The organism is Pedobacter nutrimenti (assembly GCF_032678445.1).
Lineage (GTDB): Bacteria > Bacteroidota > Bacteroidia > Sphingobacteriales > Sphingobacteriaceae > Pedobacter > Pedobacter nutrimenti_A.
The window spans coordinates 64,777-88,132 of record NZ_JAVTSQ010000009.1; the positions used below are offsets into that span (position 1 = coordinate 64,777).

At 39.8% G+C, this 23,356-nt stretch carries 19 protein-coding genes and 2 tRNA genes; 12 read left to right on the top strand and 9 right to left on the bottom strand.

Annotated elements, in window-relative coordinates:
* The first annotated feature begins 27 nt into the window (after positions 1 to 27).
* The 4 genes from R2S08_RS17060 to R2S08_RS17075 are packed head-to-tail and all read left to right on the top strand — an operon-like array spanning position 28 to position 7,989.
* Entirely contained in the window at positions 28 to 3,483 is a 3,456-nt protein-coding gene (locus R2S08_RS17060) for a SusC/RagA family TonB-linked outer membrane protein (RefSeq protein WP_316836269.1), read from the top strand.
* A 10-nt stretch (positions 3,484 to 3,493) separates the two neighbouring features.
* Entirely contained in the window at positions 3,494 to 5,029 is a 1,536-nt protein-coding gene (locus R2S08_RS17065; RefSeq protein ID WP_316836270.1) for a SusD/RagB family nutrient-binding outer membrane lipoprotein, read from the top strand.
* Positions 5,030 to 5,040: 11 nt separating this feature from the next.
* A complete protein-coding gene (locus tag R2S08_RS17070; protein ID WP_316836271.1) occupies positions 5,041 to 6,564 on the top strand; it encodes a DUF5689 domain-containing protein in 1,524 nt (507 codons plus the stop codon).
* Positions 6,565 to 6,576: 12 nt separating this feature from the next.
* Positions 6,577 to 7,989: a calcineurin-like phosphoesterase family protein gene (locus R2S08_RS17075; RefSeq protein ID WP_316836272.1), complete on the top strand. Its 1,413-nt coding sequence runs from the start codon at positions 6,577 to 6,579 to the stop codon at positions 7,987 to 7,989.
* Positions 7,990 to 8,044: 55 nt separating this feature from the next.
* Here the strand turns inward: R2S08_RS17075 and R2S08_RS17080 are convergent, their stop codons facing one another.
* Positions 8,045 to 8,749: a DUF2490 domain-containing protein gene (locus tag R2S08_RS17080; protein ID WP_316836273.1), complete on the bottom strand. Its 705-nt coding sequence runs from the start codon at positions 8,747 to 8,749 to the stop codon at positions 8,045 to 8,047.
* 91 nt (positions 8,750 to 8,840) lie between these two features.
* On the opposite strand from R2S08_RS17080, the gene R2S08_RS17085 reads away from it, so the two are divergent.
* Together R2S08_RS17085 and R2S08_RS17090 are read left to right on the top strand one after the other, a co-directional pair.
* Positions 8,841 to 11,021 (top strand): TonB-dependent receptor domain-containing protein, encoded by a 2,181-nt coding sequence (locus tag R2S08_RS17085; protein WP_316836274.1) that lies wholly within the window; start codon positions 8,841 to 8,843, stop codon positions 11,019 to 11,021.
* Positions 11,022 to 11,587: 566 nt separating this feature from the next.
* Positions 11,588 to 12,514: a GyrI-like domain-containing protein gene (locus R2S08_RS17090; protein ID WP_316836275.1), complete on the top strand. Its 927-nt coding sequence runs from the start codon at positions 11,588 to 11,590 to the stop codon at positions 12,512 to 12,514.
* Positions 12,515 to 12,570: 56 nt separating this feature from the next.
* Here R2S08_RS17090 and R2S08_RS17095 read toward each other — a convergent pair.
* Both R2S08_RS17095 and R2S08_RS17100 read right to left on the bottom strand, forming a co-directional pair.
* Positions 12,571 to 12,653, bottom strand: a tRNA-Tyr gene (locus R2S08_RS17095).
* Between the two features lie 48 nt (positions 12,654 to 12,701).
* Positions 12,702 to 12,775 (bottom strand) — tRNA-Ala (locus R2S08_RS17100).
* A 325-nt stretch (positions 12,776 to 13,100) separates the two neighbouring features.
* Here R2S08_RS17100 and R2S08_RS17105 point away from each other — a divergent pair.
* Together R2S08_RS17105 and R2S08_RS17110 are read left to right on the top strand one after the other, a co-directional pair.
* Positions 13,101 to 13,811, top strand: coding sequence for a DUF4377 domain-containing protein (locus R2S08_RS17105; RefSeq protein WP_316836276.1), 711 nt, complete (start codon positions 13,101 to 13,103; stop codon positions 13,809 to 13,811).
* A 195-nt stretch (positions 13,812 to 14,006) separates the two neighbouring features.
* Positions 14,007 to 14,534: an OmpA family protein gene (locus R2S08_RS17110; RefSeq protein ID WP_316836277.1), complete on the top strand. Its 528-nt coding sequence runs from the start codon at positions 14,007 to 14,009 to the stop codon at positions 14,532 to 14,534.
* Positions 14,535 to 14,602: 68 nt separating this feature from the next.
* Here R2S08_RS17110 and R2S08_RS17115 read toward each other — a convergent pair whose 3' ends face one another.
* Complete coding sequence (locus R2S08_RS17115) at positions 14,603 to 15,379, bottom strand: HAD-IIB family hydrolase (protein ID WP_316836278.1); 777 nt, start codon at positions 15,377 to 15,379, stop codon at positions 14,603 to 14,605.
* 137 nt (positions 15,380 to 15,516) lie between these two features.
* Entirely contained in the window at positions 15,517 to 17,973 is a 2,457-nt protein-coding gene (locus R2S08_RS17120; RefSeq protein ID WP_316836279.1) for a YfhO family protein, read from the bottom strand.
* Positions 17,974 to 18,101: 128 nt separating this feature from the next.
* Between R2S08_RS17120 and R2S08_RS17125 the strand changes: the two genes are divergently transcribed.
* Positions 18,102 to 18,782 (top strand): peptidylprolyl isomerase, encoded by a 681-nt coding sequence (locus R2S08_RS17125; protein WP_316836280.1) that lies wholly within the window; start codon positions 18,102 to 18,104, stop codon positions 18,780 to 18,782.
* Between the two features lie 8 nt (positions 18,783 to 18,790).
* The gene (locus R2S08_RS17130; protein ID WP_316836281.1) at positions 18,791 to 19,429 is read left to right on the top strand and encodes a M23 family metallopeptidase; all 639 of its coding nucleotides are present in this window, start codon (positions 18,791 to 18,793) and stop codon (positions 19,427 to 19,429) included.
* A 2-nt stretch (positions 19,430 to 19,431) separates the two neighbouring features.
* Here R2S08_RS17130 and R2S08_RS17135 read toward each other — a convergent pair whose 3' ends face one another.
* From R2S08_RS17135 to yiaA, 4 genes are all read right to left on the bottom strand, one after another.
* Positions 19,432 to 20,043: a biopolymer transporter ExbD gene (locus R2S08_RS17135; protein ID WP_316836282.1), complete on the bottom strand. Its 612-nt coding sequence runs from the start codon at positions 20,041 to 20,043 to the stop codon at positions 19,432 to 19,434.
* 13 nt (positions 20,044 to 20,056) lie between these two features.
* Positions 20,057 to 20,650, bottom strand: coding sequence for an NAD(P)H-dependent oxidoreductase (locus tag R2S08_RS17140; RefSeq protein ID WP_316836283.1), 594 nt, complete (start codon positions 20,648 to 20,650; stop codon positions 20,057 to 20,059).
* Between the two features lie 65 nt (positions 20,651 to 20,715).
* Positions 20,716 to 21,282 carry a Crp/Fnr family transcriptional regulator gene (locus R2S08_RS17145; RefSeq protein ID WP_316836284.1) on the bottom strand — a complete coding sequence of 189 codons (567 nt, stop codon included), beginning with the start codon at positions 21,280 to 21,282 and terminating at the stop codon, positions 20,716 to 20,718.
* 56 nt (positions 21,283 to 21,338) lie between these two features.
* Entirely contained in the window at positions 21,339 to 21,752 is a 414-nt protein-coding gene (yiaA, locus tag R2S08_RS17150; protein ID WP_316836285.1) for an inner membrane protein YiaA, read from the bottom strand.
* 148 nt (positions 21,753 to 21,900) lie between these two features.
* Here yiaA and R2S08_RS17155 point away from each other — a divergent pair, with 148 nt between their 5' ends.
* Positions 21,901 to 22,917, top strand: a complete 1,017-nt coding sequence (locus R2S08_RS17155) for an alpha/beta hydrolase (protein ID WP_316836286.1) — start codon at positions 21,901 to 21,903, stop codon at positions 22,915 to 22,917.
* 41 nt (positions 22,918 to 22,958) lie between these two features.
* Entirely contained in the window at positions 22,959 to 23,327 is a 369-nt protein-coding gene (locus R2S08_RS17160; RefSeq protein WP_316836287.1) for a hypothetical protein, read from the top strand.
* Positions 23,328 to 23,356 lie beyond the last annotated feature (29 nt).

Sequence of the window (23,356 nt, forward strand, 5' to 3'; positions counted from 1 at the left end):
GGAATAAGTATAAAATTAAGTAAATATATGAAAAATATATGGTTTCTGACCATACTGGTGCTTTTGCAGCTGTCGTTTTGCAGTTTTAAAACACAAGCACAAATCACCAACAAGAAGATCACTTTTGAGGCAGAAGGGATTATGCTTAAAAACGCTTTTCAGCAGGTGGAGAAGTTGAGTGGAGTATCTATTAATTACAACAACACACAGTTAAATGATAAACGGATGATTTCGGGTATTGCCAAAGCAGAACGTTCTGTTCAGGAAATCTTAAATCTGCTGTTAAAAGGTACAGTTTTTACCTTTAAGGCTTCTGGTGACGGAAACATTCTGATTGTGCCAAGGCCGCAGGAAAAAGGTAAGGTAACAGGAAAGGTTCTGGATGACCAGGGTGAGCCGCTTCCGGGGGCTTCTGTTAGAATTGTAAAGGCTAATGTTTCTGCACAGTGTCAAAATGATGGCTCTTATGTTTTGAATGTTGTACCGGGTATGTATACGGTAGAAATCAGCTTTATTTCTTTTGAAACCTTAAAAAAGGAAAATATAATTGTTCAGGCCAATCATGCTACAACACTTAATGTGCAACTAAAAACAGTACCAAATGCATTGAATGAAGTGGTGGTGACGGCTTTGGGAATAAAGAGAGAAGAGAAATCTCTTGGGTATGCAGTAAGTACAGTTCGCGGAGAACAGCTAACCGGTGCGATATCAAACAACTGGACAGATGCTTTATCCGGTAAAGTTGCCGGGCTAAATTTGGTAAGATCAAATAGCGGCCCTACCGGTTCTAATAAGATTATCCTGCGGGGCGAGAATAATTTAACAGGTGATAACGAAGCCCTGATTGTAGTAGATGGTGTAGTGATTAGCCAGGGGAGTGGCCGGCGGACTGCCAATGGTGGTGAATCTGCTTATGGGACCAGTAGCGATATGATGCCTGCAGATTACGGAAGTGGGATTAACGATATCAATCCGGAGGACATTGAAAGTGTAAGTGTATTGAAAGGACCTGGAGCCTCTGCCTTGTATGGTCAAAGAGGTGCAAACGGTGCCATATTGATAACCACTAAATCCGGAAGTGCGAAGAAGAAGGGTATTGGGATTACCATTAACTCTAATGTGGCTTTTGAAGAACCAAACCGCTGGCCGGATCTTCAATACGAATACGGACAGGGTACGGCGGGGTCTAACTATTATTCTTACGGTAATAGTGCCGACGGTGCCAGTACCAGCGGTACAAGTTCTGCGTATGGCCCTAAATTTGACGGACAGAGTTTTTTTCAACTGGATCCGCTGACACAGACACCAGGTACAACACGTACACCGTGGGTACCCTATAAAAATCAGATCAGAAAATTTTTTGATGTTGGACAGACCTATACCAATTCTGTGAGTATAGATGGTGGCTCAGATAAAACGACAGCACGTTTTTCTGCGACCAATGTGAACAACAAATGGATCATACCAAATACAGGTTATCAAAGGAATAGCGTGGCCTTATCTGTAAATTCAAAGATTAATGATAAACTCACCATCAGTTCAAAAATCAATTATAATAATAAATCAAGTGATAATTTACCTGGTGCTGGCTACGGAAACCAATCCATTATGTATTGGTTTATTTTCTGGCAGCCCAATGCAGATATCAACTGGTTAAAAAATTATTGGAAGAACGGACAAGAGAATAAGGTAATTTTTTACCCTTATAGTTCATATCCCGAAAATCCTTATGCTGTTTCATATGAGTTTATTAATAAATCCAGCAGAAACTCCTTTACTGGAAATGTTCAGGCAGCTTATGATATCACTAAAGAGCTTAGCCTGCAACTCCGTACCTCTATGGATTTTGGTTATGAACAAAGGGCTCAGCAACGTCCATACGATGCGGGGACGAAATATCCCAAAGGATCTTACCGGACTCAGAATATTTTCTCCCAGGAAGTAAGTGGCGATTTTCTGTTGAAATACCACAAAAAGCTAAACCGGGACTTTACAGTAACAGCTACCGGAGGCGGAAGTATGTTAAGGAATAACTACAACAAGGATGAGGTTCGTGCTGATTCTCTGGTGTACGCAGGTTCTTACAAAATGTCTAACAGTGCTGGACCGTTGGTTACTTTGCCTTATAAGGCTACCTATGCATTGAATAGTTTTTATGGATTACTTTCCACAAGTTTTAGAGACTATCTTTATATGGATATTACTGCGCGTAAGGATTATGCGAGTACATTAGCTACCGCCGAGAGAACCGATAATGCGGGATTTTTTTATCCTTCTTTGAGTATGAGTTTTCTTCCTTCTCAATTGTTTAAACTTCCCCGCCAAATTGATTATGCAAAGCTAAGGGCATCGGTAGCTAGTGTAGGGAGCGGAGGGATCGATCCTTATCAAACCATATTTAACTATGTTTCAGCAGGAAGTGTATATTCCGGAGGTTTGCAAAATCCGGGGCTTTTAACGAATCCTAACCTCAGGCCACTGCGAACCACAACTTTTGAAGTAGGGGCTGAAATGAAATTTTTCAAAAGCCGCCTAGGTTTTGACCTGGCTTTATACAGCGGAAATACAAAAGATCAGATTCTTAAAAGGATCATCGACAGATCTTCAGGGTTTTCACAGGCTGTAATCAATGCTGGAAAAGTAAGTAATAAGGGGCTGGAACTGGCTTTGAACGGTGTACCTGTACGTCTTAGAAATGGTTTTGAATGGTCAGTGAATATGACTTTTTCTGCCAACAAAAATACCATAAAGGCATTGGCAGATAGTGCTGTCGTATTACAGAACGGGCCTACCGGAGGTGGACAAATTGTTGCTCAGGTTGGAGGAAGTATGGGAGATATGTATGGGAGAGGGTATTTAAGAGCACCTGATGGCCAGATTGTATATGACGCAAAAACTGGCTTTGCAAAGTTATCTGACAATCTGGTATATCTGGGAAATACGATTCCAAAATGGAAAACCAGTATGAGCCATGATTTTAAGTACAAGCAATTTCGTTTAAATGTTTTATTTGATGCCCAATATGGAGCGGTAGCCTATTCTTTAACTAATTATAAGCTGGCAGAACAAGGAAAAACGACCAATACATTGCCAGGAAGGTATAATGGGATCATTGGAAATGGTGTCGTTCAAAATGCGGATGGAACCTATAGGAAGAACGATGTCATTGCATCTGACGTTGATGGGTATTACCGCTCGCATTATGGAATTGACAATGCAGAGGGAAATACCTTTTCCACCAACTTTATTAAGTTCAGAGAAGCCAGGCTGGATTATACACTTAATCCAAAATTCTCTAAAAGATTGGGACTGCAGCGGGCTACCGTTGGTGTGTATGGACGTAACCTGTACATATGGTCTAACTGGCCAATCTTTGATCCGGAATTTGGTACTCTGAGTGGAAGTGACATTACCCAGGGCTTTGAAATTGCACAATTTCCTTCAACAAGAACTTTTGGATTTAACCTGGTCATTGGTCTTTAATGTAAATAGAATGAAAAAAAATACGTATAAAATTATAGCCATTACCGCTCTTCTGGCATTTGTATTGCCTTCTTGTAAGAAAGGCTTTAACGATATTAATACAAGTCCGAATGATACACCGAATGCCTTACCCCAGCAACTGCTGGCTCCGGCGCTGGTGAATACCGTAAGTTATAATATGTTTCGCAACCGGAACTTCACGAACGAGCTGATGCAGGTTACCGTGGATGCAAGCGATGCGGAAGGCAAGGTATTCAGGTACGACGTTAAACGTACCTGGGGAGATTATCTTTGGAATGGCTGGTATACTCAGCTTACTAATTTTAAGGATATCTATGCCATAGCAGGACAGCCGCTGACCTCCAGTAAAACGTATATGGGTATTTCACTGATCTGTCAGTCCTGGATTTATAGTATGCTTACCGATACTTATGGAGATGTGCCTTATTCCGAGTCAAATAAAGGAAAAGATGACAATAACTTTACCCCGGTATTTGACAAGCAGAAAGACATTTATCTGGATCTTTTCAAGAAACTGGAGGAAGCCAATACTTTATTGAATGGGGCTGGAAACGTTCTTGGTGGAAGTGATCCTGTATATGCTGGTAATGCATTGAAATGGAGGAAGTTTGGGAATACACTGTACTTGCGTTTACTGCTGAGGCTTTCTGGAAAATCGGAGGTCGCTGCTTCCTGCATTGATAAGATCAAGGAAATTGTAGATTCCAACGCATCTTCTTATCCCCTTATGGCTGGTAATGAGGATTCGGCTATATTGAGGTGGACAGGTGTTGCGCCTTATACCTCGCCATTTATTGGTGGGGTCAGAGAACAGGATTTCAGGACGCCTGGAATAGCCAGTTTCTTCATTGACCATCTGGTGGTTTGGAACGATCCCCGCATCAATATTCCTACCTATGGTACCAATGGCGTAAACAGGTTTGCTATTGTGCCTTATCAGGGAGCGTATTTAGGGGTGCCGAGTGGTTATGCTCCCGGAGAAAACCCGGTGAAGAAGTCATACTTTTATTCTACAGGACAAACCGTGAACAGCCTGCCTGCAGCTACACTGCAAAGCGACCCCCTGACAGGAATGATCATGAACTATGCTGAACTTCAGTTTATTCTTGCCGAAGCTGCGGCTAAAGGCTGGATCAATGGTTCTGCAGCTGGCTATTATACGAATGGAGCTAAAAGCAGCATTACACTTTGGCTGCCCACATGGGCTGAAGATATCAATACCTTTCTTGCGGCTGCGGATATTGAATGGGATGAGACAGCCTCTCTGGATCAAAAAATGGAAAGCATCCATCTTCAAAAGTATTATGCTTTGTTTTTAACCGATCTGCAGCAATGGTTTGAATATCGTCGTACAGGACATCCGGTTTTACCTAAAGGAACCGGTTTAAGAAATGATGGCGTGATGCCGGCCAGATTGACCTATCCGGTGTATGTGCAATCGGCCAATCCAACCAATTATAAAGCGGCGGTTGCTGCTATGGGTGGAGATGAAATATTTACTCAGGTGTGGTGGCAAAAACCATAAAACTCAAATACATGAAAAAGATACTTTTATATACTTTTCTTCTTTTTTCTGCAGCTTTTATAGGAAGCTGTAAAAAGGGCAATTATCCTGGTGGGATGGTCAGCCCTTATATTGGACTCTATGATCTGAGGAATCTGTACAGAGGTGCCGATGTGACGCTGAATACCGAAAATATGCTGGGATCCAATAAGATCACAGGGATTGTAGTTTCAGATCATTCCGGAGGTAATATGCCTGCAGGTTTGCTGGTCCTCCAGGACAAAAGACGTTTATCGGAACTTAGAGGGATTTCTATTCCCATTGGCAGTGATGCAGCGAAATATATGCCAGGAGACTCTATTATAGTTAATGTGGAGGGCGGAGTGCTGAAAAGGGTAGACGGCACTTTACAAATTACAAACGTTCCTTCTTCGGCGGTTACCAGAGTGTCGTCAGGTAAGACCATCCCGGCAAACCGCGTACCTGGTAATCTGATTCTGGCCAATCCGGATAAATATGAAAGTACACTTGTTGCCATAGTAAAAGGTGGATTTGATCCTTTGCCTGCACCCACAGATGTTTTATCCGGAGATAAAATTCTCAATGATGGCTTTGGAGACTTAAATCTGCATACTGAAGCTACGGCAAACTTTGCCAGTAAACAGTTGCCGGTTATGGCTAATTATTATGGAATTATCTTTAACAAGCCGGGTTCTGGCGGCCAGCTTATTCCCCAGCAGCGGCCGCGTACAGGTGATGATGTGGTGGTGTTGAGTTCTGAAATAGAAATTGCCCCGATCATCATTACTGGTTTCATCAGCGATGTTAAGGGAACGGATGGAAATTATGAATATATCCAGTTAATGGCTACCAAAGATATTAATTTCGCTGCTACGCCTTATTCCGTTGTGGTGACTAATAATGCCAATGCATCCACGCCAACCGGTTATCCGGCAAATGGCTGGGCAACTGGTGGTATGCGTACTTTTAAATTTAACCTGAGCTCTGGAACGGCAGCTAAGGGAACTTTCTTTTATGTTGGTGGGGCAGGAAAAACCATCAATGGCTCTGGATCTACCAGTATGAGTACGTCAAACTGGATCAGAGCTTTTAATTATACGACTACAGACGGAGATGGTTTTGGTACAAAGACCAGTGGTTTATTTGCCAATAGTGGAAATGCTTCTGGACTGGCAGTTTTCTCCGGAACAAATATTACTGTTGCTTCTAAACCAATTGATGTATTATTTGTGGCCAACGGGGGAAGTTTGTATACCGCAGGACCTCCTGCCATGGGTTATCGCATTACCAATACAGATTTTTACGATGTAACCAATCCTATTACATTGCAAAATCAGCCATTTTATGCCAATGGTTCTAATACCTTGTGTTTGGCTTATACAACAGCGGATATCGGTTATTTTTATGTACTCGGCGGGGTTTATAATGCTTCTTTAGGGAGATGGATCAAAGCCAGGACACAGACGAATGTTCTGCTCAGCAAAACATCTGTACTTTCTGAGATAGAAGGAGAAGGTTCAACAACACTTAAATAAAATTTCATAACAATGAAGAGAAGATCTTTTATACAAAGAATGAGTCTTTTAAGCGGGGCAGCATTCATTAGTTTAAACAGCAGTGCTTTTAACGGACTCAAAAGGGATACGGTTATTCATGGAAATGTGCTGTCTGGTAAAAAAGGGGTGGAAGGTGTAGTCGTTTCAGATGGTTATTCTGTGGTAATAACAGATGCCAAAGGCACTTATTCTATTGAACCTCACGAGAAAGCAACCAGTATATTTGTTAGCACACCAGCTGGCTATGAATTCCGTACAGATGACAGTGTAGTGAAGCATTATGAGAAGCTGGGCGTGAGAAATAACTACGATTTTCATGTACAGCCGCTGGGTAGGGATGATAGTAAGCATAAGTTTATCATCTGGGCAGATCCTCAGGTAAAGAATAAAAAAGATGTGCAACAAATGATGGAGACTTCTGTTCCTGATGTACAGCGCCTGCTGAGTAGTTTGGATAGAAAGACGCTGATCCATGGAATTTGTGTTGGAGATATTGTATGGGACAATCATGCTTTGTTTGAAGACTATAACCTGGCGGTATCAAAAATGGGAATTCCTTTTTTTCAGGCCTTAGGCAATCACGACATGGATTACAGAAAGGGAGGAGATGAAACTTCTGATGTTACGTTTAAAGAGATTTACGGACCAACTTATTATTCTTTTAACCGTGGGAAGGCCCATTATATTGTTTTAGATGATGTACGTTATTCAGGGGTAGAAAGAGAGTATGATGGCTATATTACCGAGGTGCAACTGGACTGGATGGCTAAAGACCTCCAATATGTAGATAAGGAGCAGTTGCTGATCATTAATCTTCATATTCCGGTACACAATTCAGTGAAAAATAATGAGGCATTTTATGAGTTACTTAAAGGGTACAAACATGTTCATATTATGTCCGGGCATACCCACTTTAATAAGAATGTGGTTAAGAATGGGATTTATGAGCATAACCACGGTACCGTGTGCGGAGCCTGGTGGACAGGACCAATTTGTGAAGATGGAACTCCAAGAGGTTATGGGGTTTATGATGTAGATGGAACAGATCTGAAATGGTATTATAAATCGACAGGATTGGAAAGAGAAAAACAGATCAGTATCTCTGTAGATCAGCTGACCAACCAGATCAGATTGATTGCCAATGTGTGGAACTGGGACCCGGAATGGAAAGTAGAGTATTTTCTGGATGGCCGTCCTATGGGATTGCTTGAAAACCAGATTGGTTATGATCCGCTTGCTGTTACTTTATACAAAGGAGATCAACTCCCTGTTGGCCGCACTTTTCCGGAGCCAAGAAAAACCGATCATATTTTTATTGCTCATTTTGCGCCTGGTGTAAGGAAAGTAAAAGTGGTCGCTACAGATCGTTTTGGAGAGAAGTTTAGTGAAGAAGCAAAAGTTTAGCGATATACGCAAAAAGCCGGATGGTAGTCCGGCTTTTTCATTTAATCAATTTGATTTAGAATCGGGTATAAACTGCCAGTTGAACAACATTGTTGACGGTTGAGTTGCTAACTCCTTTGATGGCCTGATTTAAATATCCGGCTTCCAGATCAAATTTCCTGCTGAAGCGGTAACCGGCTGCGGCGTAGGCCCTGTTTTGATCAAACACATGTTTGTTGAGTTCATCTTTGTTTTGCAGGTTTAAGAAAAATTCGTTTTGCAAAGCAACAAACATTCCTTTTTCAAAATCTTTAATTCCTTTCTCCAGCGGAAGGATCATGCGGAAAAAATAACGGAAGCGTTGGGAAAAAAGATCCTCTTTTTCATGTCTGTCAATGAACCTTTGTTCCAGCCTTAGCCGGTGGCTTACCAGTATTGTGCTGATTTTGTGTTTGTAGATATACTGTTCCCAGATCCGGTGTTCAGTGAGTTTATATTCGTTTAAACCCTGCTTTAAATTATGGCTTTCGTTGAGCAGGTAACCCAAAGTAACATCTTGCTTTTTACTGATGAAGTAGGTTAGTCCGGGTCTGAACATGAAATTTCTTACATTTTCCCAGTTGTCTGAAGATCTAACCTGTACGTCCAGGTGCGTACCCCATTTTTCGCTTAATTTGGTGTTGTTCAACAGAAACAACCAGCCGCTGTTTTGTGTAATTGTTTGAGCAAATCCTGCCATACTGATACAGCAGAAGAACATTAAAAGGAGTATACGTGTCATCTGTTTTCTATTTGTGTGTCTTGCTAAAATAAGGAAATATAGTAAATTGCAAAGACACAAACAGATTGAAACCATTTAAACCCTTTAAACTTTGAAACGACTACTCGCCCTATTTTTACTAGTAATCCTACATCTACAACTACAGGCACAGATTGATACCAACCTGCGAGAAATTAAAATTACTGCTGTTAAATCTACTGTTAAAAATAATTCAGATAAACTTGTCTACAATGTGGCCGCAAGTATTACAGCAAATGGGAGCGACGCTTTGAACGCCCTAAGTAAAGTGCCGGGGATTAAAATCGGCGATGGGCAGATTGGCCTTGCGGGGAAGGGAAGTGTACGGGTGATGATCAATGATCAGCTGGTACAGCTTTCAGGTATTGAGCTGACGAGGTATTTGAAGTCCATTTCAGCTGGCCAAATCTCCAGGATAGAGCTAATTAAAAATCCTGGTGCAAACTATGATGCTGAGGGAAATGCCGGGCTGATTAACATCATTACTAAACAAAACACAAAAAAAGGATATTTTGCAAACGTTCAGGTGAATGGAAAACAGTGGCTCCACAATCCGGGTAAAGTATATGGTACCAGGGATTATCAGGCCGTCAATGCCGGAGCTGATCTGAGTTATAATTCCAGTAAATTATCTGCACATGCAAGTTTGAATTTTGACCGGGATCATCATTTAGAGGGATTTCAAACTGATCTTCATTATCCCCAGCAAATTTGGATGCAGTCTGATACAGGCGACTACAAATACCGGAATCTGAATTACGAGGCTGGTCTGGATTATAAACTGAGTTCCAGGACCAGCGTAGGCGTAAATTACATGGGTGGCAGAAATGTTTATGAAGGTTCGGATCATGTGAACAATACCTTTCGAAATCCTGGTACCGGTAGGTTAGATTCTACACTCAGAACCTATGCAACTTATTATCCAATCGCACGTACCAATGCGGTAAATGTACATAGTGTGATTAATTTTGATACCACGGGGAGAAAACTTCTGCTGAATGGAGATTATTTTAATTACTACCGTACAGACATTTCTAATCTGGAGAGCAATAGCTTCAAACCGGATGGAAGCCTTAATCCGGTGGGAAATATCCGCTATTTTGATACCAATAAACAAAGGATCAATATCTATACCTTTAAAGCAGATGCCAGTATACCCACACATTTTGCTCAGTTTGCTGTTGGTGGAAAGATCAGTTTTATAAGTAATTATAGCAATGCTTTTTACTATAATAAACAATCCGATGGTCAATTGGTGTACAATCCCGGTTTGAGCAATGAATTTGATTATAGAGAGAATACACAATCACTGTATGCGAGTATGAATATCGACCATCAGCAATGGAAATATAAAGCTGGATTGCGTACGGAATTTACACAAACCGAAGGCTATTCCTATATTTTAAATCAAAACACCACAAATAATTACGTGAAATTATTTCCATCTCTCTCAGTATCTTATCAGGCCGACACAGATAATAGTCTTTCCTTTAATTTTGGACGCAGGATCAACAGACCTACTTTTTGGAATCTGAACCCTTATAAATCCTTATATACCGCTTATAGCTATGGGCAGGGTAATCCTTATTTGCAACCGGAATACAACAGCAATTTCGAAGTCTCGCATGTTTATAAAAATCTACTTACTTCTTCAGTTTTTTTTAATCTGACTGATAATGGCTTTAGTAATGTAACCCTGGCAGATGAAAACACTAATATCGTATATACGACACCTTTAAACTTCATCAAGACCTATCGTTATGGGATTTCTGAAAATCTGTCGCTACCGCTGGCTGCCTGGTTGGACAATAATAACCAGCTGACTTTTTCCTATACCAATGCCCAATCTAAAATGGCTAATATCAACAGTGTAAAAGGTTTTGGCTTATACCTGGCAACCAATAATAATATCTATCTAAATGAAGAGAAGACCTTGGCTGCTGCAGTCAACTTTTGGTATCAATTTCCAGAAGTAGATCACATCAGCAGAACTGGTCGTTATTATAAATTAGACCTTGGTGTAAAGGCAGCAGCATTTCACAAGAAAGTAGATCTCTCTCTTACGGTAAATGATGTGTTTTTAAGTAGTGTACCTTCCATAACCACTACCGTTAATAACATTCAGCAAAAGTTTACGAATTTCCAGTTGTACAGATATGTATTACTGGGGATTAGCTATCATTTTGGAAACAATGCAATGAAATCAGGAGACAGGAATTCGGGCAATGAAGAGGAACGCGGCAGGTTACATTAGAACTTTTTTAAGAATAAATCGACTTATCCACATAGTTATCCACCTATGCTGTCAGTTGTTAACATCATGACGAAAATGAGGTTTCTTGTGGGCTTTATTGGATTACCCACTGTATCATTTTTTCTCCTAAAATGGGCGCATAGAAATTAGAAATGGAATTTTAGGTCATTTGTGAACATTATTTTAATATGCTGGACAGTGTTGGTAACTCTGTTAATAACTCCTATCTTCTTTTTTAGGGCTAAGGTTCACCTTCTTAAAAATGGGGTCTATTGTTGGGGCTTAGCTATGAAGTTTTCCACCAATGTTCTATTATTAACATTCAAAATGTGGATAACTTCAGATTAAGGTATAAGCTTAATCTTGATTATCGATCCATTGATATATGTTTGTAACGTTGTGGTTTTTGTGTTTAATTACTGTTATACGGTGATGTGTTTTTATTGCTTTTGATTTGACTATCAGTTTATTATGTTATGTTTTCTGGGTTTGTATGAATGTGGATAAAGTGTTAATAATGAAATTAGTCATCAGTTTTCTTGTGGTTATTTGTAATTTTATCATCAATGAGTGTTTCTGAAAACCAGTATATCCACCCTGATCATATTGCGAGAATCAATATTGCTGTTAACTTTATCAACAATCATCTGGATGAACCGCTCTCTCTTGAACGAGTAGCAGAGGTTGCCAGTTATTCCCCATTTCATTTTCACCGCTTATTTAAAGAAGTTATTCATGAAACCTTGAATGTTTATATTATTCGTAAAAGGATTGAGAAAGCCGCTTCTGTTTTAATGAGAAGAAAGGAAGTATCCATAACGGATTTGTATTTAAAGTATGGTTTTAACAGTAACTCTTCCTTTACCAGGGCATTTAAAAAATATTATGGTCTAAGTCCTACTGCATTTAGAAATAAGGTTCCTGATCAATTTAGCAAGATTAGTAAAACAGAAAGCAAGAATGGGCAAATAACAGTTGAATTTGAAAAAGATATTTGCAATATCAATAATCATAAAATTTGGAATGAAATGAATGCAAATATTGAAATTAAAGAAATGCCTGTTCTGCATGTAGCTTGTATCTCTCACATTGGTCACCTTTATTTAGACTCTACTTATGAAAAGCTCTTGAAATGGGCCAGAGCAAAAGGCTTGTTAGATCAGCCTGAAGTGAAAATGTTGACAATTTATCATGATAGCTTTAAAGTTACAGCTCCCGATAAAGTAAGGATGAGTGCTTGTATTGCTGTTGAAGAACCTATTAGAAGCGAAGGAGAAATTGATGCTGCAAAGATTGAAAAAGGAAAGTTTATTGTCGGGCACTTTGAAGTTGCAGGAGAAGATTTGGGAAAGACCTGGAGCAGTTTATTTATTTGGATGAATAAGAACGGATATAAGACAACCGAAAGGAATTGTTTTGAGATCTACCGCAACGATTATAGGACACATCCCGACCGTAAATTTATACTGGATATGTATATTCCAATTGATTAGTTCCCTGCGCCGTAACAAAAAGTCCACCCAGTATTACTGGATGGACTTTGTTAGAGTGGGGGGAGAAGGATTCGAACCTTCGAAGTCTTGCGACAACAGAGTTACAGTCTGTCCCATTTGGCCACTCTGGTATCCCCCCAACTTGTCTTAAAAAGAAAGCTTCAGGTTTTCTGAAGCTTTCAATGGGTGGAGAATAGCGGAGTCGAACCGCTGACCTCTTGCCTGCCAGGCAAGCGCTCTAGCCAGCTGAGCTAATCCCCCGTGTGGCTTGGGTGGCAAAAGTAACTAAAAGTTCAGCTTTTGCAAATAAAATGTTAAAATAGATTTAAATTGACATTTATAGCCATTTCTGATGGTTGGAATAATTGTACAATTTTAATTTTCATCAACTTTTTTTATCATTTGTAAACTAAAATGCATTTGAAGACGTTTATATACTCAAGAGCGTTAATTTAGATAGCGGAGCACATTGGAGGATGTGTTTCGCTTTTTTATTTCTATTGACAAACACTTGGTCTGGCTTCTTTTTTGTGCTTTTATGGAAAAATCGCCTAATGGGCATCATTAAGGTAAACACACATACAATATGAAACAGCTATTAAAAAATTCAGCTCTTAAATTAATATTAATATTTATTTTGTTATTCGGGCTTAACCTATATGCTCATGCGGATATCATCAAACTGGTGGTGAAAGAAGATCGGGCCAGTTGCACGGGGGTGGCGCCGCAGACCTGCTATCAGGTGAAATATAAAAACAGCAAAAATTGGGAGCTTTTTTATGACCAGATTGAGGGTTTTAAATATAAGCCAGGCTATCGTTATGTATTGCAGGTACAGAGAACAAAGAGAATAAATGTTCCAGCGGATGCATCCGCGTACCAATATAAACTAAAGAAGGTTCTTAAAAAATATAAGGTACAGACGAAACCAGTTAAAGAAGATGGGGTATGGAGTTTCGTGTCCAAACATAAATGGAATCTGATCCAGCTAAACGGTATAACACAGGAAAATTCTCCTGCTTTTCTAATATTCGATGCAGATAAAGCTCGTTTTAATGGGTACGCAGGCTGTAATAATTTCTTTGGAGGATTTGAGAAGACGGCGACAACAATCACCTTTAAACAAATAGGTAGTACTTTAATGGCTTGTGCTGATGAGCGCAAGAATAAGCTGGAAGGTGATCTGTTGAAATTAATGTCTGATAAAACCTTCAGATATGATGTTGCAGATCAAACTTTAAACCTCTATCTGGACAATAAACTGGTACTAATGTTTGGAATGTCGTCATTGGACTAAAAAGCTAAAGGTCTATAAATGCTGTTGACCTTCGTAATATGTAGTATTTTTACTCACCACAGATAAAAAACTGATGTGCATATAAGTTCGTGTTAAATATTTCGTTATAAATGGTATCACTATAGATACATTTTTATATTTTGCGTATAATTTTATATACCAAAAGAACACAACAAATAACACAAATAAACACAAATGAAAATTTCAAGAACCCTAGTATTACTAGCCGTTATGGGATCATTATCCTTAACGATGTATTCCTGTAAAACAAAGAAGGCGATAGCAAAACCAGCTCCTGCCCCGGTTGCACAAACACCGCCGCCGGAAGAAAAGAAACCTGAACCCCCTGCTCAGGAACCAGAAAAACCAGCCGAAGTTGAAAAACCAAATTATAACTTCAGCAATATCCAGTTTGAATTCAATTCAGACGTTCTGAAAACTGAGTCGATTCAGGCCTTGGATCATGCTGTTGCAGAAATGAGAAAAGATTCTTCTGTGAAATTCATTTTGAACGGAAATTCATCTGCTGAAGGCACACCCGAGCACAATATGTCTTTATCTGTTGATAGAGCTAATGCGGTAAAGTCCTACCTGGTAAATGCAGGTATCAGCGCCTCTAATTTTACTGTAAAAGGTTTTGGTGCCACTAAACCAATTGCTTCTAATAGTACAGATGAAGGTAAAGCAGTGAATAGAAGAGTAGAGATTAAAGTCGTTCAATAAAAATATTTTTGTTAAAAATAAGCCGGCATAGAGAGGGATAATTTTCTGATCATGCCGGTTTATTATTTTTAATTGCCGTAGGAAATTTCTGTTTTAGCAGATCCGAGACAGGCAATGATGGCTTCAACTACTCTTTTGGTTTCTTCCGGATCTTTTACCTGAATGCAATCTGCCCCGGTTGTACGTGCCGGATGGTCATTTCCTCCCTCAAATAGGGCATCGCCCATAAACAGCATTTCTTCTATAGAAATATTCAAAATATCCCTCAGTTTATACATTCCGTAAGCTTTATCGATTCCGGGTTTGGTTACATCGATAGAAGTGGCACCACCAAGTCTTACCGAAAACTCCGGAATCAGCTGATCGAGCATTATTTTTATTTTCTGCCGTTTGGCAAAGTCAGGATCCCAGGCTTTTTTGGGCTCAAGAGGGGCTTGCTGTCCAAGTGCTGAAAAGGTGATTTGGCTTCCCCGGTCTTCTATTTGTTCGCCCCAGGTTTGCGTGGCTTTAAAGCCTGATTGCTGCAGGGCTTGATCCAGGGCACTGATGATTTTTTGCTTCTCTATATCTGTAAAATCTTCTGCATATAATTTCTTCCAGCCGGAGGAGCGGTGCTGATAGAACTTTGTTCCGCAAGTAGGCAAGATAGATAGGTTGTCGAGATTGCTCCTCGGGGGTAAACGGGATATAACCTGTTTTTCGAATTGCGGCCAGTCTCCCCCCGATATTACTGCTACATCAGCAATATTCAATAATTTACTAAAGAGTGTTGCCATTTCTTCATCCAATGCAGCTTTACTTTCTGCAAGTGTACCATCAAGATCAAAAACAAGGAGTTTCTTCATCAGTATAGAATTATAGTAAAGATTGATGACGATTTCACTTCATCAATCTTTACTATAACGGCAATAAACAGTTTTGGTTTACATTCCTTAAAAATTTACTCGTAACAAAGAATACGGTGAAAATATTTTTGGGTGAATTAAGCCTTAATGGTTTTTCTGGATTTCTTTTCTGAATATAGAGAGGCACCTAATGCCAGCACAAGTAATACAGAACCCGCTAAAGAGATCTTTTCTCCGGTGTAATAGGAAGCAGGATGAAAAACGAACTCAATTTTATGGCTTCCTGCAGGAAGCTGCGCTGCCCGTAAGAGGTAGTCTGCACTAAAATAGGGTTTTTCCTGCCCGTCAACTAGCATTTTCCATCCCTTATCGTAATAGATTTCTGAGAAGACAGCCACCTGAGGTTTGGAACTATTGCTTTTATAGATCATATGATCAGGGGCATAACTTGTCAGTTCAATCTGATCACCGGGAACTGTTCCCGTAGCAGGGCTTGTAATCAGGGATTTGTATTTTTCATTGACAATAGCAAGCTCTTTAGGATTAAAGTCATTTAACTCCTGCATTTCCTGATCCGGATTTTGTACGTATTTAATGTTTTTAACAAACCAGGCATGTCCACAAGCGTCGGGATTAACCTGTACATCAGGAATTTTGGTTTCCGGATTGTTGTGGATGAGGTATTTAGTATTGAGCATGCTCAGTACACCAGGATTTATTCCTTTAGTGAATTGAGCCTGCACCAGTTCATCAAAACGTTTTAAGCGGGCAGCTGAATAACCGCCAATAGATTTGTGAAAATACGGGGTAGTGGCATCGCTCAAAATATTCTCAGTTAGATCAATTACTTTATAATCAGGATCTTTGTCTTTTAAAATGATTTCATCAACAGTTCTTGGCTTGGGTTGTTCAATATCCTGTTTAGATACGAAGCTATCCTGATTAAGATAGCGTTTATCCACTGTCCACATATCTATAGTAACCAGAACAAGAAAACCCGCAGATAGAAGTGTTGCATTCAATTTATCTTTTAAATAGGCCCACAAGAGTCCAAATGCGACAATAATAAAAAGCAAAGAACGGAGCGCATCTGCCTTGGCAGCGGCAGTTCTGTCTTCAACTAAAGCATTACCAAAGGAATTGGCTGTAGAAGCATCAATTTTCAGCATCTGTGACAATTGGCCGATAAACTGCTCGTGACTGTTGCTTTTAAAGGAAAGCAGTAAGCCGGGAACGATAGCAATGATCAGACTCAGCCCTCCGGCGATATAAAAAGCTATCTTGGTTTTCCTGAACAGTTCAGTTTTGTTTTTATTAATGATGATTTCGTTAACGGCAAGCAGAGCCAGTATAGGGAAACATAAGCCTGCTACCGCAAGTATAGATTCAACGGATCTGAATTTGTTGTACAAGGGGAAGTAATCGAAGAAAAGATCAGAAACCAGTGGCCAGTTTTTACCAAAAGATAAGAACAGGGTGAGAATAACGGTTGCTAGTAACCACCATTTTAGATGATTTTTAACGATAAACAAGCCAAGTACAAATAGGAAACAAATGGCTGCCCCAAAATAGAAGGGACCTTCTGTAAAGGGCTTGTCTCCCCAGTACATTGGCATTGCATTGGCAATATATTGCGCTTGCTCCGGATCTGCACCTACTCCTGTTAGGGCTTTGATTACATTTGAATCTTTATTTTGTGAACCTCTGGTACTGCCACCATAGGCATTTGGAACAAGAAAGGTAATGCTTTCGCCCAATCCCTGGCTCCATTGATAAGCATACTCTTTATCCAGTCCATTACTTGGTTCCTTCGTTGTCGTCAGGTTGGATTTGCCCCGTATGGAGTCTTTTCCGTATTCATAAGTGCTCCATAGAGTAGATGCATTTACCGCCACGGCAAGTAAAGTTGCGACTGCCAGATATCCCATGGCTTTTCCGAAATTAGCCATTGTTTTTTGCTTAATGGCATGATAAAGTTCAATGCCAACCAGCACCAGCAATGCCAGCAACAGATAATAAGTCATTTGAATATGGTTCGCCCTGATTTCCATGGCAAGGAATAAAGCGGTTAATGCTGCTCCGGTAAGATGTCTGCCTCTGAATGCCAAAAGGATACCCGCAAGGACAGGTGCAAAAAAGGCGATAGCAAAAGCCTGATTGGCATGACCGGCTACCAATAGAATTATATTATAAGAAGAAAAAGTAAAAGCAATAGCACCTGCTGCTGCCAGCCAGGGATTAAGTTTAAGGACACAGAACAGTAAATAGGCGCCAAGTAATAAGATAATAACAATGCCAGCTGGTTTTGGAAAAGTATAGTTAATCGCGTTGACGATCCAGGAAGTCAAATTAGACTTATAAGGTGCCCATATCTGATAAGTTGGCATTCCTCCGTGAATCTGGTTGGTCCAAAGTATAGTTGTTCCTTTTGCTTTGTAAGCATTGATTTCTGTTTGCGTGGATTGTGCCCTGGTCACGTCATTCTGACCGAGTGTTTTTCCCTCGAAGACTGGATTAAAGTAGACAAAGCAAATGGCTAAGAATAGGGCAATGATAATGAAGTGGAGGCTGTTGTGCTTAAACCAGTTGTTCATTCCTGTGTTTTTTAAAGGATTATAATCTATGGGGGCTAAATATAAGATTAAGTTATATAAGCTGTGGAAAAAATAAAGCAAGACTGTTATATTAGTATTTCCAACTATTGTTACTCTAAATCAGAATCATGAAAACACTTGCACTCTCTTTCATCTTTATGCTCTTTATCTGGTCGCTGAAAGCCCAATCGACTTTTGTAAGACTGGTGACCAGTAAAGGGGATATTACCCTGATGCTGTATGATCAAACGCCTAAGCACCGGGATATGTTTTTACAGGCCATTAAAGATGGAACCTATAACGAGGCTGCCTTCAACAGAGTAATTAAATCCTTTGTTAGTCAGGGGGGTGAACTGGATGAGGTGATTCTGGACCGCGAGAAACAACACCCAGAAAACGCACCAAAGCGCCTGGCTGCAGAGATTAAACCAGGTCTTTTTCATAAAAAAGGAGCCCTTGGTGCAGGAAGAAACGATAATCCGGAGAAGAGCTCCTATTTATCCCAGATCTATCTGGTTGCTGGTAAAAAGCAAACAGACGCACAATTAGATGCCATTGAGGCGAAGAAAGGGATAAAATTTTCTAAAAAACAAAGGGAAATATATAAAACTACAGGAGGGACTCCGCATCTTGACCAGGACTATACTGTATTTGGAGAGGTTGTAGAAGGGATGAACGTAGCTGATGAAATTAATGGTGTTGCGACAAACAAGGATGATCTGCCTTTAGACCCTGTCGTTTTTAAAGCGGTTATACTTTCTAAAAAGGAAGCTTTGAGATTGCGAAACGTGGAAAGAAGTAAATCTTAAAATAAATTATGATGATCAGAACTGCTTTATTGGGATTTCTTCTTTTTGGCTTACAACAAAATATCCCGACAATTGATAAAGATAAAGACAGGTGGAAACCTTATTATTCCGACGTTGTTCCTGTAAAGGCAGTTAGCGGTTGGTTTTTGCCTTTTGAAACAACCAATCGTAAAGACATCAGACAAGTAAAGGTCATTAGCATTTTTGGCGACCATAGAGATAGTTTCTTTAAAGGCCATATACATACTGCAATTGATATGAATCCTGCGAGCCCAAAAGATAAATATGTTGGGGTTTATCCGATTGCAAGTGGAACGGTATGTTCTGTGCATTTAGGAGAGAACCAGCGTACAGTTGTAGTGAAACATAGGCTTCCGGATGGGAAAATCATATTTAGTTCGTATAAACATTTAAAGGAAGTTTATGTGAAAAACGGGCAACAGTTGGATGAACATACAAAAATTGCCCGTTTATTTACAACTCAGGAGTCAAAGAAGTATGGTGGTGATTATCATCATTTGCACCTGGAGATCCGGAAAAACTTTGATGATTATGGCTGCGCAAGCTGGCTTACAATGAACAAAAGTCAATTGGATCTGCGTTTCTATAATCCCCTTTCTTTTTTAAAAGAACACTTGAAAAGCTAGGATCATCTAATGGCTTCGCCTGTTGTAACCAAGCTGAATTTATTGATCTTCTGCTTTTGAAGGATATCGACGATTTTTTTTACGGAAGAATATCCCTCTTTTGCGTCTCCCTTGATGCTGACCCGCATTGCCGTGCCATGTAATTCGGCAACAGCCTGCCTGGAATGAAGGATCCAGTCTGCAAGTTGGTTATTTGTGGAATCTACAGGAATACCAGTTTCTAGTCCAGAAGATTTTCTTTGGGCGGCATCCATTTTGATAAATGATTTGAGGTTTTGAAGAGGAACTCCTAACGAACCAATTAAACTAAATCTTTTTTTCTCTTCCACACTGAATTCTATTTTATATTGTGCAGCCATTTTCTCTAATGTTGCTGTTCTGATGTCCTGTCCGGTAGCCTCAAAGAATACTTTCCCTTTCCCAATGGTGAGTATGGCGATGTCTTTATCAGGAACCTTTATTTTATACGTTGAAGAAGGTAATTTGATCTCTAAGGGATCTGGTTGTTTTGCAGTGGCTGTTAAGATAAAAAAGGTAAGCAACAGAAACGCTACATCGGTCATCGCAGTCATATCAATAGATAATGATTTACGTTGTATTTTTACTCTGGGCATAGTGTTAGAAAAATTATAAATGTTTACCGCCTAATTCGGTCATCTTGTTTAACCATTGTTCTCTTTTTTCGTTATCAGAAGTTTTGATAACTCCGATCGTAGTTACTTTCACAGGCTTAATTCCGCAGAATTCTAAAGTGCTTTTTTTGAGCTGATTGATGCCTGAGTTTCCATAGACAAAACGGTAATACCAGGCTGGCTGATCAATGGTGGTAATGATCCTGGCTGTTTTTCCGGTCAGGAGTTTATCCCACCAAACAGAATTGTCTTTGTATTTATAGGTCAGACCCGGAAGAAATAAACGATCGATAAACCCTTTCATCATTGCAGGAAGGCCACCCCACCACACCGGATGCACCCAGACAAGGTGGTCTGCCTGTCTTATTTTTTCCAGACTTTCAAGTAAATCTGGCTCCAAATCCATGCGTTTAGTATATCCAAATTGAAGATTAGGATTAAAATGAAGATCCGCAATATTTATCTCTGCAACTGATGCGCCTTTTAGTATTGCAGCTTCTTTGTAAGCTTTAGCCAGGGCAAAGTTGAAACTATCCCTATTGGGATGACCGTTTATAATTAATATGTTTTTCTTATTGGAATTTGTCATCTTGTCCTGATTTTATTGTCAGGACAAAGGTATCGGCTCCTTTGCCCGAGCTACAGGACATTTGTCTATAAATGGATTTCTCTTCTTAAACGGCTCAGATGACGGGGAGTAATTCCAAGATAGGAGGCAAGATATTGCAGTGGTATCTGTTGGATATAACCAGGTTGGTTTTCCAGGAGATCTGCGTATCTCTTTTTCGCTTTTTCTTTTTGAAAAAGAAACAATCTTTTTTCAAGTTCCAGATACTGTTGTTCGGCAATTATTTTAAAAAATTTGATCCAGTTAGGGCTTGTTTCCAATAACTTATCTACCTCTTTTTTTTGGATAATCAATAACTCTGAGTCTGCTACTGCCTGTATGTTTTCTACTGTTGGAAGTCCAGTAATAAATGCAGAATAGGCGGCCATTAGACTCCCTGGAAAGGTAATGCAATAGGTGATCTCCTCTCCGGATTCCGGTGTGAAAAATGACCTCAATATACCACTATTGATAAAGGCGACTTCCTTACTTAATTTACCTTCATTAATAAAAAAATCTCCCTTTTTTAGTGTCCTTTTAATCAGAACAGTATCGAAATTTTCTATTTCAGAAAGAGTTAGGATTTGAAATGATTTTAAAAATTCTTTAATCATTTTAGATGGTATTCAATTTTAACTGAGAGGCCTGATTCCAGACCTCTCTCTTGTTATTAGTCTTGCGAGGCTTTAGGAGCATCTCCGCCAATGCTGTCCCGCGTGTTTTTCTGTACGGCAATTGCAGAAAAAATGGTCAGAACAAAAGACATTGCGTAAAATCCTTTTTCACTTAAAGCTAAGGTCGCATTCCACAGACCTACGGTTAAAAGTACCAGACAGAGAATGGTGCAAAACCAGCTGATGCCGTAATAGATACTGGTCACTGGAATTCCTTCCAGACGGTCACGTACACATTTTTGCACAGATATAGCGGCAAACACACCGAACATTAGAATTGTAAAATAATATCCTTTTTCATTCAGTTGCATTGTGGCATTATAAAGCCCGATGTTGTAAGCGGCAAACCCAACAATAAGGGCTGCCCAGGATGCGCCAATAAAGGCATTTGAAGGTTTTTGTTGATTCATAATTTAGATGAGATAGATGTTTAAACTAGCTTATTGAGGTTAACTGTGAAACAAACATAATTAAATGATGCTGATATCAAAATTGATTCTTTGAAATTGTGCAAAATATCAAACAGGAAAAGCTATTTTTGATTTAAATCATAACATTATGCTTTGGATCAAACGAATACTGATCACCTTAACCAGTATTTTTGTCATTTTGGTTGTTGTATACCTCCTTGGGCCCCGGCCCGAAACACCTGTGTATGTCAAAGACCTTCCTGTTCTGCCGGCCGGTCTGCCTCAGTTAGACTCACTGGTGAACAGTAAAGAATCTAAACTTTCTCTCAAACCAGATAATGAAGCAAGAATTGTATGGGCTGACTCAACGAAAAAAGAGCAGACGGAATATGCCGTTGTCTACCTGCATGGATTTACAGCCAGCGAAGGTGAGGGTGATCCTGTGCACCGTAACTTTGCAAAGAAGTTTGGCTGTAACCTTTACCTGGCCCGCTTGGCCGGACATGGGCTTAAAGATCCAGACGCTATGGTTAATTTTACCGCAGATAATTTATGGGCTTCCGGCCGTGAAGCCTATGCCATTGGAAAAAAGCTTGGAAAAAAGGTGATTATCATGGGCACTTCCACAGGGGGGACACTGGCACTTAAACTGGCAGCAACCTATCCAGAGATTAATGGACTTATTTTATACTCACCTAATATAGAGATTAATGACGATAAGGCATGGATGATGAATGATCCATGGGGGCTGCAGATAGCCCGATATTTTATTGGAGGAAAATACTCTAAAAAAACAAACGATACCGATCCTAAAGTACTTCAGTATTGGTACAGCCAGTATCGGCTGGAAGCTTTGCCTCAGCTCGAAGAATTTATGGAGACATCCAACATTCCAGAAGCCTATGAAAAAGTCAAACAACCAGTTTTAATGCTTTATTACTATAAAGATGCGACCCATCAAGATCCTACAACCAGGGTTCCGGCTATGCTAAAAATGTTTGGTGAACTGGGAACAGACCCTAAATTGAAAAGAAAGGTTGCTATTCCAAATGCTGGAGCCCATGTAATTGCCTCGCCGCTGTTGTCTAAAGACGTACCAGCTGTAGAACGGGAAACAGAACATTTTGCAGTTGATGTGCTTGGTATGCCTCTTGTGAAAAAATGATATTGTATTATTGGATCTAAGCATTACCTTTGCGCCCGAATATGTTCAGGAGCCTGATTGTCTTTTCTTTAATCTTTGTTATGCTGGGGGCTAACTTTAGCCGCCTGTTCATTTACGCAGGCTTTGAGTTGAACAGGAATTACATTGCCTCTAAACTTTGCGAGAACAGGGACAAACCTCAGTTGCACTGTAATGGAAAATGTTACCTGATGAAAAAACTGAAACAGGCTGAAGAAAAAGAAAAAAGCCAAAACAGGGAATCTCAGAAAAATCATTTTCAGGAAGCTCTGATCACACAAAAAACCAATTTTAATTTTCAGGTTCAATTGCTTAAAGTATTGTATACTGAAGAGCTTCCTTTTGTCCTTCCGAGGCATTCAACTGCTATATTTCATCCTCCACAGGCTTAGTTTTCTTCTTTCAGGACAGTCATGTCCTT

Excerpts from the sequence above, each read along its gene's own strand:
- R2S08_RS17135 (WP_316836282.1), bottom strand. The coding sequence starts at position 20,043 with ATGCCCAGAGTAAAAATACAACGTAAATCATTATCTATTGATATGACT.
- R2S08_RS17090 (WP_316836275.1), top strand. The coding sequence starts at position 11,588 with ATGAGTGTTTCTGAAAACCAGTATATCCACCCTGATCATATTGCGAGA.
- yiaA (WP_316836285.1), bottom strand. The coding sequence starts at position 21,752 with ATGAATCAACAAAAACCTTCAAATGCCTTTATTGGCGCATCCTGGGCA.
- R2S08_RS17060 (WP_316836269.1), top strand. The coding sequence starts at position 28 with ATGAAAAATATATGGTTTCTGACCATACTGGTGCTTTTGCAGCTGTCG.
- R2S08_RS17155 (WP_316836286.1), top strand. The coding sequence starts at position 21,901 with ATGCTTTGGATCAAACGAATACTGATCACCTTAACCAGTATTTTTGTC.
- R2S08_RS17115 (WP_316836278.1), bottom strand. The coding sequence starts at position 15,379 with ATGAAGAAACTCCTTGTTTTTGATCTTGATGGTACACTTGCAGAAAGT.
- R2S08_RS17125 (WP_316836280.1), top strand. The coding sequence starts at position 18,102 with ATGAAAACACTTGCACTCTCTTTCATCTTTATGCTCTTTATCTGGTCG.
- R2S08_RS17140 (WP_316836283.1), bottom strand. The coding sequence starts at position 20,650 with ATGACAAATTCCAATAAGAAAAACATATTAATTATAAACGGTCATCCC.
- R2S08_RS17145 (WP_316836284.1), bottom strand. The coding sequence starts at position 21,282 with ATGATTAAAGAATTTTTAAAATCATTTCAAATCCTAACTCTTTCTGAA.
- R2S08_RS17065 (WP_316836270.1), top strand. The coding sequence starts at position 3,494 with ATGAAAAAAAATACGTATAAAATTATAGCCATTACCGCTCTTCTGGCA.
- R2S08_RS17075 (WP_316836272.1), top strand. The coding sequence starts at position 6,577 with ATGAAGAGAAGATCTTTTATACAAAGAATGAGTCTTTTAAGCGGGGCA.
- R2S08_RS17120 (WP_316836279.1), bottom strand. The coding sequence starts at position 17,973 with ATGAACAACTGGTTTAAGCACAACAGCCTCCACTTCATTATCATTGCC.
- R2S08_RS17160 (WP_316836287.1), top strand. The coding sequence starts at position 22,959 with ATGTTCAGGAGCCTGATTGTCTTTTCTTTAATCTTTGTTATGCTGGGG.
- R2S08_RS17130 (WP_316836281.1), top strand. The coding sequence starts at position 18,791 with ATGATGATCAGAACTGCTTTATTGGGATTTCTTCTTTTTGGCTTACAA.
- R2S08_RS17105 (WP_316836276.1), top strand. The coding sequence starts at position 13,101 with ATGAAACAGCTATTAAAAAATTCAGCTCTTAAATTAATATTAATATTT.
- R2S08_RS17080 (WP_316836273.1), bottom strand. The coding sequence starts at position 8,749 with ATGACACGTATACTCCTTTTAATGTTCTTCTGCTGTATCAGTATGGCA.
- R2S08_RS17070 (WP_316836271.1), top strand. The coding sequence starts at position 5,041 with ATGAAAAAGATACTTTTATATACTTTTCTTCTTTTTTCTGCAGCTTTT.
- R2S08_RS17110 (WP_316836277.1), top strand. The coding sequence starts at position 14,007 with ATGAAAATTTCAAGAACCCTAGTATTACTAGCCGTTATGGGATCATTA.